The 15158-nt window shown below is 60.0% G+C and carries 13 protein-coding genes; 8 read left to right on the top strand and 5 right to left on the bottom strand.

Features of this window, described 5'->3' with window-relative positions:
• Positions 1-58 precede the first annotated feature (58 nt).
• Genes ACO08A_RS28030 through gltX form a run of 3 tightly spaced genes read left to right on the top strand, consistent with a single transcriptional unit; the run spans position 59 to position 4418 of the window.
• Positions 59-1726 (top strand): NAD+ synthase, encoded by a 1668-nt coding sequence (locus ACO08A_RS28030; protein ID WP_422039135.1) that lies wholly within the window; start codon positions 59-61, stop codon positions 1724-1726.
• A gap of 60 nt (positions 1727-1786) precedes the next feature.
• Positions 1787-3007 (top strand): MFS transporter, encoded by a 1221-nt coding sequence (locus ACO08A_RS28025; RefSeq protein WP_422039134.1) that lies wholly within the window; start codon positions 1787-1789, stop codon positions 3005-3007.
• 49 nt (positions 3008-3056) lie between these two features.
• Positions 3057-4418 carry a glutamate--tRNA ligase gene (gene gltX / locus ACO08A_RS28020; RefSeq protein ID WP_422039133.1) on the top strand — a complete coding sequence of 454 codons (1362 nt, stop codon included), beginning with the start codon at positions 3057-3059 and terminating at the stop codon, positions 4416-4418.
• On the opposite strand, the gene ACO08A_RS28015 is transcribed toward gltX, so the two are convergent.
• Together ACO08A_RS28015 and ACO08A_RS28010 are read right to left on the bottom strand one after the other, a co-directional pair.
• Entirely contained in the window at positions 4381-5697 is a 1317-nt protein-coding gene (locus ACO08A_RS28015; RefSeq protein ID WP_422041828.1) for a DUF2865 domain-containing protein, read from the bottom strand. The two genes, gltX and ACO08A_RS28015, sit on opposite strands and share 38 nt — an antisense overlap.
• Positions 5698-5845: 148 nt before the next feature.
• Entirely contained in the window at positions 5846-6346 is a 501-nt protein-coding gene (locus ACO08A_RS28010; RefSeq protein ID WP_422039132.1) for a MarR family winged helix-turn-helix transcriptional regulator, read from the bottom strand.
• A 370-nt stretch (positions 6347-6716) separates the two neighbouring features.
• Here ACO08A_RS28010 and ACO08A_RS28005 point away from each other — a divergent pair, with 370 nt between their 5' ends.
• Together ACO08A_RS28005 and ACO08A_RS28000 are read left to right on the top strand one after the other, a co-directional pair.
• Positions 6717-7949 carry an MBL fold metallo-hydrolase gene (locus ACO08A_RS28005; protein ID WP_422039130.1) on the top strand — a complete coding sequence of 411 codons (1233 nt, stop codon included), beginning with the start codon at positions 6717-6719 and terminating at the stop codon, positions 7947-7949.
• 149 nt (positions 7950-8098) lie between these two features.
• The gene (locus ACO08A_RS28000) at positions 8099-8614 is read left to right on the top strand and encodes a CreA family protein (protein WP_422039128.1); all 516 of its coding nucleotides are present in this window, start codon (positions 8099-8101) and stop codon (positions 8612-8614) included.
• A gap of 292 nt (positions 8615-8906) precedes the next feature.
• Here ACO08A_RS28000 and ACO08A_RS27995 read toward each other — a convergent pair whose 3' ends face one another.
• The 3 genes from ACO08A_RS27995 to ACO08A_RS27985 form a co-directional block, all read right to left on the bottom strand.
• A complete protein-coding gene (locus ACO08A_RS27995) occupies positions 8907-9248 on the bottom strand; it encodes an ArsR/SmtB family transcription factor (protein ID WP_422039127.1) in 342 nt (113 codons plus the stop codon).
• Between the two features lie 73 nt (positions 9249-9321).
• Complete coding sequence (locus tag ACO08A_RS27990; RefSeq protein WP_421982534.1) at positions 9322-9510, bottom strand: sugar transporter; 189 nt, start codon at positions 9508-9510, stop codon at positions 9322-9324.
• A 139-nt stretch (positions 9511-9649) separates the two neighbouring features.
• Complete coding sequence (locus tag ACO08A_RS27985) at positions 9650-11308, bottom strand: L,D-transpeptidase family protein (protein ID WP_422039126.1); 1659 nt, start codon at positions 11306-11308, stop codon at positions 9650-9652.
• A 275-nt stretch (positions 11309-11583) separates the two neighbouring features.
• Between ACO08A_RS27985 and cysS the strand changes: the two genes are divergently transcribed.
• From cysS to cimA, 3 genes are read left to right on the top strand one after another with little or no spacing between them, the layout of a single operon-like run.
• Positions 11584-12999 carry a cysteine--tRNA ligase gene (gene cysS, locus ACO08A_RS27980; protein WP_422039125.1) on the top strand — a complete coding sequence of 472 codons (1416 nt, stop codon included), beginning with the start codon at positions 11584-11586 and terminating at the stop codon, positions 12997-12999.
• A complete protein-coding gene (locus ACO08A_RS27975) occupies positions 12996-13517 on the top strand; it encodes a GFA family protein (RefSeq protein WP_422039123.1) in 522 nt (173 codons plus the stop codon). Before cysS ends, ACO08A_RS27975 begins: the two co-directional genes overlap by 4 nt.
• A 28-nt stretch (positions 13518-13545) precedes the next feature.
• On the top strand, positions 13546-15141 hold the full coding sequence (gene cimA, locus ACO08A_RS27970; protein WP_422039122.1) for a citramalate synthase: 1596 nt from the start codon (positions 13546-13548) through the stop codon (positions 15139-15141).
• The last annotated feature ends 17 nt before the right edge of the window (positions 15142-15158 follow it).

The following is a 15158-nucleotide window of genomic DNA, read 5'->3' as shown; positions in this document are numbered from 1 at the left end:
GCAACGCGACCTGCTTGCCGCTAAATCAGCAGGAATGTCTTTTCCTGGAACGGGTTCCATGATTTCCGATCACTTCAGACTGGCTGTCGCACAGCTCAATCCCACGCTCGGCGACGTTTCCGGGAACGCAGAGCTCGTTCGTGAAGCCAGAAAGCAGGCTGCGGAAGCCGGTGCGCATATCATGCTGTGCTCCGAGCTCATCCTGTCGGGTTACCCGCCGGAAGATCTGGTTCTGAAGCCCGCCTTTGTTCGCAAATGCATGGAAGCGGCCGAAGATCTGGCTGAAGAGACGTCCGACGGCGGTCCGGCTCTCGTGATCGGCACACCCTGGCAGGCCGAAGACGGCAAGGTGTACAACGCGGTGCTTCTGCTGGATGGCGGCGAGGTCCGCGCCATCCGTTACAAGTACGACCTGCCCAACTACAGCGTGTTCGACGAGAAGCGGGTGTTCACTGCCGGTCCTTTGCCCGGACCGGTCGATTTCCGGGGTGTCCGCATTGGCTTGCCGGTCTGCGAGGACATCTGGAACGACGAAGTGTGCGAGTGCCTGGAGGAAACGGGCGCGGAACTGCTTCTGGTTCCGAACGGGTCGCCCTACTGGGTCAATCGTGCGGAAGAGCGGCTACAGGTCGTGGTGTCGCGGGTTGTCGAAACCGGGCTGCCTCTTGTCTACTGCAACCAGGTCGGCGGGCAGGACGAACTGGTTTTCGATGGCGGGTCCTTTGCGCTGCAGGCGGACCGCTCCCTCGCATTCCAGATGCCGCAGTTCGAGACGTCGCTTGCCTTCAGCGACTGGCGCCGCGACGGCGAAAGCTGGACGTGCGAAACGGGCGATGTGGTGAAACTTCCGGGCCTCGACGAAGCCAATTGGCGCGCCTGCGTCATGGGTCTTGGCGACTATGTCGACAAGAACGGGTTTCCGGGCGTCGTGCTCGGCCTCTCCGGCGGGATCGATAGCGCAATCTGCGCGGCCATGGCGGTTGATGCACTCGGTGCCGACCGGGTCCACGCGATCATGCTGCCTTACAGATACACGTCGGAGGAAAGCATTGCGGACGCGGCCGCCTGCGCATCCGCGCTCGGCATCCGCTATGACACCGTGCCGATTGCCGAACCCGTGGAAGGGTTCAGGTCGGCGCTGAGCGGACTGTTCGAGGGAACTGAAGAGGACACCACCGAGGAAAACCTGCAATCGCGCGCACGTGGCGTGATCTTGATGGCGGTCTCGAACAAGTTTGGCCACATGGTCATGACCACCGGCAACAAGTCGGAAATGTCGGTTGGCTACGCCACCTTGTACGGCGACATGAACGGTGGCTACAATCCGATCAAGGATCTCTACAAGACACAGGTCTATCACCTGGCCGGATGGCGGAATGCCAACGCGCTTGCGGGGCTGCTCGGACCGGACGGGGAGGTGATCCCGTCCAACATCATCACCAAGGTTCCCACGGCCGAGCTGAGGGAAAACCAGACGGACCAGGATTCCCTGCCGCCATACGATGTGCTCGACGACATTCTGGAATGCCTTGTCGAGGAGGAAATGTCCGTCAGCGAGATCGAGAAACGCGGCCACGACAGGGCTTTGATTCACAGGATCGAGCATTTGCTCTATATTGCCGAATACAAGCGGCGCCAGGCACCTCCCGGCGTCAAGATAACGGAGCGGAATTTCGGAAAAGACCGCCGTTATCCCATCACGAACCGGTTCCGGGATCGCACTTAAGGCCACACCGGAGCCGTTCCCTTTCCTTCGGGCCCGTTCCGGGCAATCGGCTTGGCGTGTATGTCTTATTTTGCTTTCCTGCGCGACAATGCGCGCTGGCTGTCCGCGAGTTATTTGCTCGCCACTTTTTCCGGTTTCGGCCAGACGTTCTTCATCTCGCTGTCCGCCGGTGACCTGCGCGCCGAGTTCGGCCTGAGCCACGGCGACCTGGGGATGCTCTACATGCTGGCAACCCTCGGCAGCGCGCTCACGCTTCCCTATGTCGGCAAGAGCCTCGACCATTTTCCGGCGCAGAAGATCGCGCTGGTCGTTGTCGTCGGCTTTGCCCTGTTTTGCGTTGCCCTCGCGAATGCCTTCGCGGTCTGGATGGTTGCGCTGGCCTTTTACGGTCTGCGCCTGTGCGGCCAGGGAATGATGACCCACACATCGGTGACCACGGCGGGACGGTGGTTTTCCGCGCAGCGGGGCAGGGCGGTGTCCATAGCCATGCTCGGTTTTCCGACGGCCGAGGCGATCTTCCCGTTCTGTTTCGTCCTGTTGAGTGGCGTGATCGGCTGGCGCGGGGCCTGGTATGTCGCCGCTCTGGTGCTGGTCTGTGTTGCGCTTCCCGTCCTGTTCTGGCTCTTGGCGAAGGATCGCATCCCGTCAAAGGCGGAAGTCGCTTCGCTCAAGGTGGAGGGCCGACAGTGGACGCGCGGCGAGGTGTTCCGCGATGCCCGGTTCTGGCTCGTCTCATGCGGCATCAATGCGCCGGCCTTCATCGGCACCGCGATCCTGTTTCACCAGGTCTATCTGGTCGAGCTTCGGGGCTGGTCGCTGGAAGTTTTCGTGAGCGCATTCCTGTTCATGGCCGGTGGCGTGGTGGCCGCCTCGCTGGTGATCGGTCCGCTGATCGACAGGTTCTCGGCAAGAAAGCTGCTGCCCTATACGCTTTTGCCGCTGTGCGTTGCCTGCTTTGTCCTGGCAAATATTCATGCACAGGCCGCGGCTTTTGTCTTTCTCGGGCTCGTGGGCATCGGCAACGGTTTCAACGGAACGCTTGTCGGTTCCTTCTGGCCGGAGGTTTACGGCACGCGCCACATGGGGGCGATCCGCGCGATGGCCTTCTCCATCATGGTCTTTGCCTCGGCTGCAGGGCCGTTTCTGGTTGGCTGGCTGATTGACATCGGCGTATCGCTGGATGTTCAGATCATGGGCATGGGGCTTTATTGCCTCGTCTTCGTCCTGATCCTGTCCCTGATGGCACGCGCCTACCGCGCCCGGCAGGCGGGTGCGGACTGACCGCACTTTTCGGTTGCCGTCCCCCGTTTCAGGGGCTAACTGAGGCGCCATGACTGTCACTGTTCGTTTTGCGCCGTCACCGACCGGCCACATCCACATCGGCAACAGCCGTCCCGCGCTCTTCAACTGGCTATTCGCCAGGAAACAGAATGGCCGCTTCATCCTGCGGTTCGACGACACCGATCTTGAGCGGTCGAAGGCCGAATATGCGGACTCCATCGAGAGGGATCTGCGCTGGCTCGGTATTGCACCGGACGTGATCGAGCGCCAGTCGGAACGGGTGCCGAGTTATGACGCGGCCGCGCAGAAACTGAAGGACGCCGGTCTTCTATATCCTTGCTACGAAACGCCGGACGAACTGGAGCGCCGCCGCTCGCGCCAGCGCGCGCTGGGCAGGCCTCCGGTCTATGACCGCGCCGGACTGAAGCAGTCCGAAGAAGAGCAGGCTGCGTTCGAGGCTGAAGGCCGGAAACCCCATTGGCGCTTCGTTCTGCCGAACCACGACGGCGACCCCTTTGAAACGAGACGGACGGATGTCACGTGGGATGATCTGTGCCGGGGCAGCCAGTCTGTCGATCTGGCATCGCTGTCCGACCCGGTGCTGATCCGCGCGGATGGCACCTATCTCTACACGTTGCCATCCATTGTCGATGATATCGACATGGGCGTGACGCATGTGATCCGCGGTGAGGACCATGTTGCCAACACGGGTGTGCAGATCGCCATCTTCGAAGCGCTCGGAGCTGATGCGCCGGTTTTCGGCCATCACAACCTCCTCACAACGCGCGACGGCGAAGGGCTTTCAAAGCGCAAGGGAGCCCTTTCCATCGGGTCGTTGAGAGAGGCAGGCCTTGAAGCGATGTCGGTCGCCTCGCTGGCCGTTCTGACCGGGACCAGCCAGGCGGTAGAGCCGCTTTCCGATATGGATGCCCTGATCGAAAAGTTCGACCTGTCCAGCGTGTCCAGATCGTCGGCCAAGTTCGACCCCGAGGAACTCAAGAGCCTCAATGCCCGGCTGGTGCACGACCTGCCTTTCGAAGCCGTCAGCGATCGCCTGGCCGAATTGGGTGTCGGCGGTGGTGCCGGCTTCTGGGAAACGGTGCGCGGCAATTGCGAAATTGTCCGCGACGCAGAGCTTTACTGGAATGTCGTGACGGGTCCCGTTGCCTCGCGCATCGATGAGGAGGACCGGGACTTTGTCGCGCGGGCGCGGGAGTTGTTCCCCGAGGGCGACGTGACTGAAGAGACCTGGGGCACCTGGACGGCTGCCTTGAAATCGGAAACGGGCCGAAAGGGCCGGGGGCTGTTCATGCCTCTGCGGCGCGCTCTGACCGGCATGGATCACGGCCCGGACATGAAGATGCTGCTGCCCCTTATTGGGCGACAAAATAGTCTGGACCGACTACCCTGACCGGAGGCGTGCCTTCCGGCATCGGTCGAAATCCCTGATCGTCGGATTTGAAGACCGGTGAAACCGAGACGGCTTCTATCTCGTCTTCTTCATTCTGCTTGCGGAGCGAAAGCAGCGGGAAGTCCCCATCTGCGGACGGACCGCGCTGCCGTGCACCGTCATCCGGGGACAGGGACCCCTTTGAAATGAATGCGGCAACCTTGGTGACGTCAAATCCCTTCTCGAGATTGAAAAGCGTGCCCGGGTCTTCGTATCTCGGCAGCTGCGAGGCGTTCAGTGGAAGTCTGGAAAGGAGCGCCGGCGCCTTGTCCGCGGTTTCGAATGTTTCTCCCTGACTGGGTTGGAGAGAACGCTTCGGTAGACCGGCGCTTATGTCGGAAAAGAACAGGCGTCCTCCGGACGAGACACTCACCTCGGACCACGCAGATCGCGACTTGGAGGTCTTGGAAAGCCTGCAACTGCAGCCTTCCACGAATTCGGATTTGTAGCGGAACGCAAACGGCTGCTCGGCATACGGAATGCCGGCCAGCGACATCATTTGCGACTGGTCTCCACCCGGGTTGCGGTAAACGTAGAGTTCGGTCGGGGCAGCCGGACAGATTTCCGTGCAACGGGCCGCGTCATTCACGAATTGGCTCTTGTCGGTCGAGAAACTGACCGGGAAGAAATAGCCGTCGCAAGTCCGCACGCAAAGGGTTCTGAAAACACCGCCCGAGGGAAGGGACGGGCGCGTCGCATCGGAGCGCCGTGCGCGCCTGACCGTATCGATCTCGCGATCTCCGGTCCGCGCCGCTGTCTGTTCCACGCGCGGCCCTGCGTTGAAGAGACGGGAAAAGAACGATTGTGCCTTGGGCTGATCCGCATCGCCCTGTGCCTTTGCCTGCCGGTTTCTCGCCGGCGCGTTGCAGTCCTGACGGTCAAGCGCCGCGCGCACCTGCCTTATGCGTTTCGTATTCTTCGCCGAAGCGCCCCCGCCGGATCGCTTGAGCTGACGCTCGATCGCGGCGAGATTGGAGTTCATCCGTTTCAGCTTGCTGTTGAGATCCGTGCATTTCGCCGTTCGGTTCTGCGCGCATCCGAAATGTCTTGCATCGCGCGAGGCCGCCGCGATCGCTTTTTCCTGCTGCCGCTTTGCCTTCGACCACTTGCGCGAGGCCGCCGATTGAGATCCGTTTGACGATTCCAGCTTCCGCAGTTCGGATTTCAGGGCGGAGCAACTCGCCGCGTAGACGGCATGGGACGGCAGCAGCAGCGCTGTGGCGACACAGACTGCACGCACTAACCGCAAGGATTTGGCTCTCTTCTGGCGCCCCATCGCTCGTCCCTGAACCGTCTTTCACCCAAAGAAGTATCGTCCTTGTCCCCATCAATAGCAACGAAAGCGCTCACGTTCGGTTAATGCGCCCGGGACACGTTCCGGTGAAGTCTCAGTCCCCGTCGCGTTCGCGGACGGCGCGGTGCAACTCGTCAAAGACGGAGGCAAGCAGCTGTTTCTGCTCGCTCGTCAGCGCATTCTGCAGATCCTCGGAATAGGCAAGAGCCTTCGGAATGATGTCCTCGTAAAGAGCGATTCCCGCAGGCGCGAGCCTGAGCGCCTGTTCGCGCATGTCGTCCGGGTTTCTGTCCCGGGCGATAAAGTCGCGTTTTTCCAGCGCTGCGACGGCGCGGCTGACCTTGGTCTTGTGCATCGACGTCGCCGTGCTGATATCGCGCGCCGTCATGACCTCGTGTTCGCCAAGCGTGGCGATGACGCGCCATTCCGGAATGCCGATTCCATACTTCTCCGCATAGATCTTGGAAAAGGAACGGCTGACCGTCTCGGCAAGATGATTGAGCTGATACGGCAGGAAGTGGCTCAGCTTCAGGATCGGCCTGTCACCTGAGCCGTCCGGCATCGTCCGGGTGTCGGAACCTGTTTTGCGCGACATGATGTATTCCAGCCCTGCAATGTTTCATCCGCCAAATCCCGCTGGCAGAAATCCATGCCGTGTTCCGGCCACTTTGTGTCACTAGCAAGTATAAACGAACAAGGCGCCGGTGAAAGACAACCCGCGCTGCTTCGAAAATTGTTCAACTTTGAAGCCAAAATTTGCGCAGAGCTTCGGCTAGCCAAGTCTTGGAGCGGACGAATTGGCGGACCTATCTGTTGATAAACAGGGAATAGTTAAGGAATGCAGACGTGAAAAATTGCGAATCAGAGACGGAAACTGAGACGCTACGGTCAACAGAAAAAGAGTGTGTGGCAATTCGGAAATTCCTGGAAGTCAACCAGACAGCTGGCATGAAAGCGAGGCCGCAATGACGAACGAATCGAACAACTCCGAGAATCCGACGGGAGCGAATGAACGGTTCGAGGAACTGGGTCGTGGTTGCTATGCCTACAGCGCTGACGGATGTTCCAATACCGGGGTCATTGTCGGTGAGCGCGGTGTCCTTATCATTGATGCGCAGGCGACGCCCGAACACGCCGAACGTGTTCTGGAGAAAGTCCGCGGCGTTACGGACAAACCGGTCAAGCAGGTGGTTCTGACGCATTTCCATGCAGACAGTTCACTCGGCGCCAATTCATTCGAGGCCGGTGAGATCGTTGCGTCCGACCTGACCAGGCGGATGATGGACACGCGCGGAGCGGAAGAAATTCTGGTGGCCCGCGAGCGCATGCCCGACTTGTTCGAGGCGCTTCCTGCCACGACGACCATCAGTCTTCCGAGTCTCACCATCGCCTCCTCGATGTCGATCGACCTTGGCGGCATCGACGTTCGTCTGATGCATCTCGGACGGGGCCACACGACGGGAGATCTCGTTGTCTGGGTGCCGGGCAGCGCGGTCATGTTCACCGGAGATCTTGTGCAGACATCGGCAATTCCCTATTGCGGCGATGCACATCTGGGGGATTGGACCAGGGCGCTTGACCGGATCGCGGCATTCCGCCCGACGACGCTGATGCCCGGCAGGGGCAGGGTGGCCATCGGCGCGACGGCAGTGGCTCAGGCCATTGAAACCACACGCGACTTCGTCACGACGTTGCGGGACGCGGCAGCGGCATGCGTCGAACAGAATCTCGGGCTCAAGGATACTTTCGCGGCGGTGAATGATGCGTTGGCGTCGCAGTTCGCTTCGAAAACGGACTTTGAGCTCAACCTGCCGATCAATGTCGCACGCGCTTATGACGAGGCACTCGGACTGGACCAGCCGCAAATCTGGACGCGCGAGAGATGTGCCGACCTGAAGGATGCGCTTGCCGGTATCGAACCGGTTCCGCCCGCTGTCGAAGAAGACAGCGAAGATGCGGCTGAAGTCCCCGAGAATCCGATCGACAGAGCCGCGACGGAACTTGTTTCGGACAACGATTTTGCCGCGTCGCTACTGGAAGGTGACGGCGGGGGCTCTCAGGAGGAAGAAGAGCCGCTGGACCTGTCCTCGGAGGATATTGTCAGATTGGGCGATGACGGGGGGCCGGACAACACGGCGGACGCGGACGAGACCGACAGCGAGTCCGAACCGAAGATCCTCATGGAAGCGGCCCGGTAACGCGGGCGCATTTCATCGCTCACATTGAACACATCTTGCAACGCACGCCCTCGCGGCGTGCGTCTTGTTTTGTTGACTGCAACCGGGTTGCTTGATTGAACTGGCATCGATACCACATGTCAGTCCGATCTGCATTCGGAGGGAAATCGATGCGTTTTTCTATCGCCGGAATTCTTGCGCTGGTTATCGGCTTGCTCGGCGCGGCACCGGCCTTTTCGGCGGATGAGCCGGACCTGATTTTCAAGAAATCGACCGTCTGGAAGTTTCTGACACCGGACCACAAGCTCGCGACCTATGCGATCGACGATCCGTTGGTGGACGGCGTCGCCTGCCATTTCACCGTCCCGGAAAAAGGCGGCGTGTCCGGCTGGCTTGGTGTCGCGGAAGAGGTTTCCGACGTGTCCCTGGCCTGCCGTCAGGTCGGTCCGGTGACCATCAAGGAGAAATTCGAGCAGGGTGAAGAGATGTTCCGCCAGCGGCGGTCTCTTGTCTTCAAGAAAATGCAGATCGTGCGCGGCTGCGACGTGAAGCGGAACGTGCTGGTTTATCTTGTCTACTCAGACAAGCTGATTGAAGGCAGCCCGAAGAATTCCACGTCGACAGTGCCGCTGATGCCCTGGGGAGACCAGGCCCCGCCCAAGTGCGGTGACTATCTGACGGATTGAGGGAAAAGGCTGAGTGGAAAGCACACCTAGGGTACGGACCCATAAATGAAGCCGATTTGGCGGCATAAATGGCAAAATCTCGCGAGGAAGCGTGCGTAGAGCGGGCTTTGTGCCCGGTCAAGCGCGGTGACGCTGCGAGGTGAAGCCATTTTGCCGTCCTTCGGATTTGGCCGTTTTGGCCATCTGCTGCGTCGCGAAAGGCTTGAAAATGAACCACATTTCCTGCGCTTTCGCTCCTCGCAGCTGGTCAAAACGATCCAAACCAAATTGACTTCATTTATGGGTCCGCACCCTAGTCCGCGTCGAGCGTTTCCAGGTGCTTTGCGACTGGAAGGTCTGTATCGGCGCAGAAATGCTTGTAAAGCATTGCCATGACGTCTTTGACCGGCTCGCTTGAGAGGCGGTAATAGATCGTGGTGCCTTCCCGGCGGGTCGAGACCAGTCCCTGGGCGCGCAGGAGTGAAAGCTGTTGTGAAACGGTCGGCATCCTCATGCCGGTGGCCTCGGCAAGTTCGCTGACGCAGCGCTCCTCTTCAAGGACGAGGCACATCAGAAGCAGCCTGGGTGCCGACGCCATCATCTTCAGAAAGTCGGCCGCGGATTCTGCCTTATCTTCAAGTGCTTTGTAGTCCATCAGGTGACTGTGCCAAACACGCGTGAAAACTTCAAGTCTGAGGTCAATTGCACCACACGTTGCTGAGGTTGGTTTAGATTCGGCCTGCCACCGTCACCAGAATGTTGCCGTCGCCGCACCCGGTGCCGGTCGCCAGGCACATGCTCTTTTGCTGCAATTCGCTGCCGAACGCCTTGGTTCCATCCGTAATTGCGATAAGCGCGGCGAAGGGACCACCCAGAACGAGGGCCAGGAAAAGCAGGACAAATACGCGGTTCAACATCGGGGTCTCCTGAAGACAATCTGTATCGATTGCCCGGAGACTAAGGTGCACCGCTTGAACTGATACTGAGCGGTACGTTCAGCGTCCGTTCATTTGTCTAAACAGGAAGAAAAGACAAATAGAAACGGCGACTTAACTTCTATAGGTTGTCCGTCATCGCCTTTCTGAGCGCGTCAAGAAGCACCTCGTCGCGGCCATAAATGTCTTTCCGGAAGTGGGTTGACCCGTCCTTGTTCATCCAGGCGGTCAGATAGGTGAGGTGCACCTCGATCGGCACGACCGGCTTGATCACCGTCCGTTTCTGGGTGTCTCGAATTCCTTCCCAATGCCCTGGGGTGGAGTTGTTGTCTGCAAGCAGCACATCAGCGAGCGCGAACGGGTTCGAGGCGCGGATACAGCCGTGGCTGTAGGCACGCTCGGCCTGCGAAAACAGGGACTTGGACGGTGTGTCGTGGATGTAGATGTTGAATTCGTTCGGGAACATGAACTTGATGCGGCCGAGCGCATTGCCGTCACCCGGATCCTGGCGCAGGCGGAACGGGAAGTTGCCTCCCGAATAGCTGTTCCAGGCCACCCGTGTTGCGGCGACCTCGTTTCCGTCCTGAAACACCCTGATGTTCTGGCGGCTGAGCGCTGACGGATTCTGTTTCAGCTTGGGCAGGTACTCTTTCGTTGCGATCGAGTAGGGAACATTCCAGAACGGATTGATCTCCACATATTCAAGCTGATCGGAAAAGACCGGCGTCGCATGATAGGGTTTGCCGACAACGACTCGCGTCGTGAGGATCGTCTTTCCGTCGCGCACCACCTTCAGGTTCTGGTCCGCAAGGTTCACAAAGACATAGAACTCCCCGAGATAGTCGCGCATCCAGCGTCTGCGCTCCATGTTGAGCTCCATCTGCACGAGCTTGTCCTGGAGCGGGATGTTGAGGCGCGCGAGGGTGTTTTTGCCAATCACGCCGTCGGTGGCCAGGCCGTGGTGTTCCTGGAAAATTTTCACCGCTTCGACGATCGCACCGTCATAGACCTCACCCGTATGGTCTTCGGCTCCCGGGATATCTTCTTCCATAAGCCGTGCACGCAGGACGGTGACGCGCGGATCGGTCATGCCGGGTTTGAGCACCTCGCCATCTGGCACGGATGTGAACCCGCCGGTTTCCGCTTTCTGCCTGTATTGGGCGAGCCGGCGTTTCAGCCGTGCGTAATTGTCCGACTGGGGCGCCAGACTGTCGAGGAAGGCGCTGAAATCGACCGACTTTTCGGCATTTTCGAACAGGGACTTCGGATCAGGCCGGTCGGGAAAGAGGTTCAGGGCCTTGTTGATCTTGTTGGGCTGGACCCGGCCTGAAGAAAGATGGGTCGCATAGCGCAGGAACTGGCGGGATAGTTCCAGGTCGAACGCCGCCCATTCTTCCGGCGTCTGCGCCGTTTCGGTCTGCTGCGCCAGGCCGAGGGGATTGTAGTTGTTCGGATTGAGAGCGTGATCGTTGGCCTCGGCCATTGCCGCAATTGCCAGGTGCGCGTTTTCCCTAAGGCCGTTTTGATCGAACCAGACCGGAGCGTAGACCCGTTCGGCATAGTAGGCTTGCAGCCCTTCCGGAACGGTTTGTGACATCGACGCCATGATGGCGACGGCGATCGGCGTCTGCGGTTCAGGAGCCGATTGTTCGGCGACAGGGGCCGAGGCGTCTGTCGATTGCGCGAGAGCACTCGTCTCCGGCAGCGAGACAGACAGCAAGACAGCGCTCGCCAGGGCGGCGGCGTATGAAAACGGATATTTTGAACGCGGCACAACCATGGTGAAATCCCCCTCTGATTCCCTTGATGCAAAGTCTAGTCGATGTGGGAGGATGCGCCAACGCCGCGCTTTTCCCGGCGCGGTTCGGGTCGAAATGCAGCCTTGACCGCGTCCTGCTTTCCGGTCCATAAAGCCCGCATGATGACGGCCACACGGAACATCATTTCGATCACCATTATTTGCAGCTAGCGACACCGCTGGCTGTGGCCGTTCCCTCTTGGCAAAAATTCTCCTGAGACGGATCGCCCGGTCAGCCGGCCAGGAGACCGTTTGACATGAGCGCCGCTGAGACTGAAAAATCCGGCACGAACAAGGGCTTGAAGTTCACCAACACGCTGACCCGCGAAAAGGAAGATTTCCGGGCCATCGATGACGAGAACGTGCGCCTATATGTCTGCGGCCCGACAGTCTACGACTTTGCGCATATTGGAAACGCACGACCGGTGATCGTGTTCGACGTGCTTTACCGCCTCCTGCAGCATGTCTACGGGCCGGACCACGTCACCTATGCGCGCAACATCACCGATGTGGATGACAAGATAAATGCCCGCGCGCTGCGGGATCATCCAGGCCTTCCGCTCAACGATGCGATCGCCAGGGTCACGCAGCGGACGGCGGACCAGTTTCACAAGGACATCGCGGCGCTGAACGTGCTTCCACCCGATCATGAACCGCGGGCGACTCAGCACATTGACGGTATGATCGCGATGATCGGGCAGTTGATCGACAAGGGACATGCCTACAGGGCCGAGGGAGAAGTTCTCTTCGACACGGCGTCCATGCCGGACTATGGCGGCCTGTCCAAGCGCAAGCTGGACGAGCAGATTGCCGGTGCCCGTATCGCGGTCGATGCACACAAGAAGAACCCGGGAGACTTCGTGCTCTGGAAGCTTTCCTCCGACGACGAACCGGGCTGGGACAGCCCGTGGGGACGCGGCCGTCCGGGATGGCATATCGAATGCTCGGTCATGAGCGCGCATCACCTCGGCGAGGTGTTCGACATTCATGGCGGCGGGCTCGACCTGATCTTCCCGCATCATGAAAACGAGATCGCCCAGTCCTGCTGCGCGCATGACACGAAGACCATGGCCAACTACTGGATGCACAACGGTTTCCTTCAGGTGGAAGGAAGGAAGATGTCCAAGTCGGAAGGCAATTTCTTCACCATCCAGGAACTCCTGGAAACCGAGAATTTCGGTGGCCGGACATGGCCGGGTGAAGTGCTGCGACTTGCCATGCTGATGACGAACTACCGGGAGCCGATCGACTTTTCCGTCAGAAAACTGGAAGAGGCCGAGAACCTGTTGTCGAAATGGCCGGATCCTATCGAAACGGACGCAGAGCCTTCGCCAGACGTGCTGGCAGCGCTGAAGGACGATCTGAACACATCGGCTGCCATCCAGGCGCTTCACGCGCTGGCGGGCGAGGCGGCGCGGGACAGCGGCAAAATGGGCGTCTATTCCGCCTCGGCCGCGCTCATGGGGCTGCGTCCGGTCGCGGCGGACCTGAGCGGCGTGGACGATGCCGCGATCGAAGCCGAGGTCACAAGACGTCTGGAGGCGCTCAAAGCGAAGAACTGGCCCGAAGCCGACCGGATCCGTGATGAACTGATGTCTCAGGGAATTCTTCTAAAGGATTCAAAAGACTCAGCGACGGGCGAACGGGTCACGTCCTGGGAGGTCAAGCGATGAGCGGACCCGAAACGCGCGTCCACACGGGCGGCTGTCAGTGTGGCGCGGTTCGTTTTCGCGTCGAAGGCGAATTGGGGACAGCGTCAATCTGCCATTGCCGCATGTGCCAGAAGGCCTTCGGCGCCTTCTATGCGCCGCTCGTCGGCATTCGCGCACCCGCGACGTTGATATGGACAAGGGGAGAGCCCAGTCGCTTCCAGAGCTCCAATCATGTCGCCCGCGGCTTCTGCCGCGAATGCGGGACGCCGCTGACCTATGAAGCTCCCGGGGACGTCGGCATCGCCATTGGCGCTTTCGACAATCCGGAAGGGATCGCGCCGGTGATTCAATACGGCGTTGAGGCCAAGCTGCCTTACACCGACACCATGGCGGCAATCCCTGAACGCCGGACCGAGGATGACGTCGAAACGGCTGTCTTTCTGGACACGATCGTTTCAAACCAGCATCCCGATCACGACACCGAAACCTGGCCCGTGGCTCAACCCGCTGCGCCGGTCTCGCCGGAAAAAACAAAATAGCCAGTCGAATGACGGCGAGGAAACACCGATGACCAAGGAACGCCTTTATCTTTTTGACACGACGCTGCGCGACGGGGCGCAGACCAGCGGTATCGATTTTTCGGTGAACGAGAAAATCGTCATCGCCGAGTTGCTGGAGCGGCTCGGCGTCGATTATGTCGAAGGCGGCTATCCGGGCGCAAATCCCGGCGATACCGAGTTTTTCAGCGAGAAACGGACGCAGAAGGCGCTTTTCACGGCCTTCGGTATGACCAAGCGGGTCGGCCGGTCGGCCGCGAATGACCCTGGTCTGCAGCAAGTGCTGGCGAGCAAATCGGATGCCTGCTGTTTTGTCGCAAAAGCCTGGGACTATCATGTCGAGGTCGCGCTGGGCTGCACCAACGAGGAAAACCTCGATTCCATCCATGACACGGTCGAGGCCGCTGTTGCCGCCGGCAAGGAAGCCATGATCGACTGCGAGCATTTCTTCGACGGTTACAAGGCCAATCCGGACTATGCCCTCGATTGCGCGCGCACGGCCTATCAGGCAGGGGCGCGATGGGTCGTCCTGTGCGACACCAACGGCGGCACCCTGCCGGACGAGATCTACCACATCGTCTCCAAGGTACAGGAAGTGGTTCCCGGCACGCATCTCGGCATTCATACCCATGACGACACCGGGCAGGCGGTCGCAAATTCGCTTGCGGCCGTCGACGCGGGCGTGCGTCAGATACAGGGGACGCTGAATGGTCTCGGGGAACGCTGCGGCAATGCCAATCTGGTCACCCTGATCCCGACGCTGAAGCTCAAGAGCGCGTTTTCGGACCGTTTCGAAATCGGCGTCAGTGGCCAACAGCTCGAAGACATCACCTCGGTCTCGCACGCGTTTGACGAAATCCTGAACCGTTCGCCCGACAGGCAGGCGCCCTATGTCGGAGAAACGGCCTTTGCCACCAAGGCGGGCATTCACGCGTCTGCAATCCTGAAGGATCCCCAGACCTATGAGCACGTCGCTCCGGAGGTCGTCGGCAACCAGCGCCGAGTGCTCGTCTCCGATCAGGCAGGCAAGAGCAATCTGCTGGGCGAACTGGCACGTGTCGGCATCGAGGTCGACAAGGCGGATCCCAAACTTGACCGGCTTCTTGCCCTGGTGAAGGAACGGGAGTCCGAGGGGTATGCCTACGAGGCCGCGGATGCCTCGTTCGAGTTGCTGGCGCGCCGCGAGCTGGGCGAAGTCCCACGCTATTTCGAAGTCAGCTCATTCAAGGTCATGGTCGAACGCCGCTTTAACGCGATCGGGGATCTCATCACGGTGTCCGAGGCTGTCGTCAAGGTCGATATTGACGGTGAAACCCGCATGTCGGTGGCCGAAGGCAACGGTCCGGTCAACGCGCTCGACATGGCGCTGCGCAAGGATCTCGGCAAGTACCAGGAAGCGATCGCCGGTCTGGAACTGGTCGACTACAAGGTGCGTATCCTGAACGGCGGCACGGGCGCGGTCACCCGTGTACTGATAGAAAGCCATGACGCGCGCACACAGCGCCGCTGGTTTACCATCGGCGTCTCGCCGAACATCGTCGACGCGTCCTTCCAGGCCCTGGTGGACTCCATCACATTCGCGCTTCTGAAAGCGGACAGCGTCTGATCTTCGGGCGTCAGAAA

This window comes from Roseibium sp., assembly GCF_965232425.1.
Taxonomy (GTDB): Bacteria; Pseudomonadota; Alphaproteobacteria; order Rhizobiales; family Stappiaceae; genus Roseibium.
The sequence above is the reverse complement of the archived record's forward strand: the minus strand, read 5'-3'. Positions and strand labels throughout refer to the sequence as shown.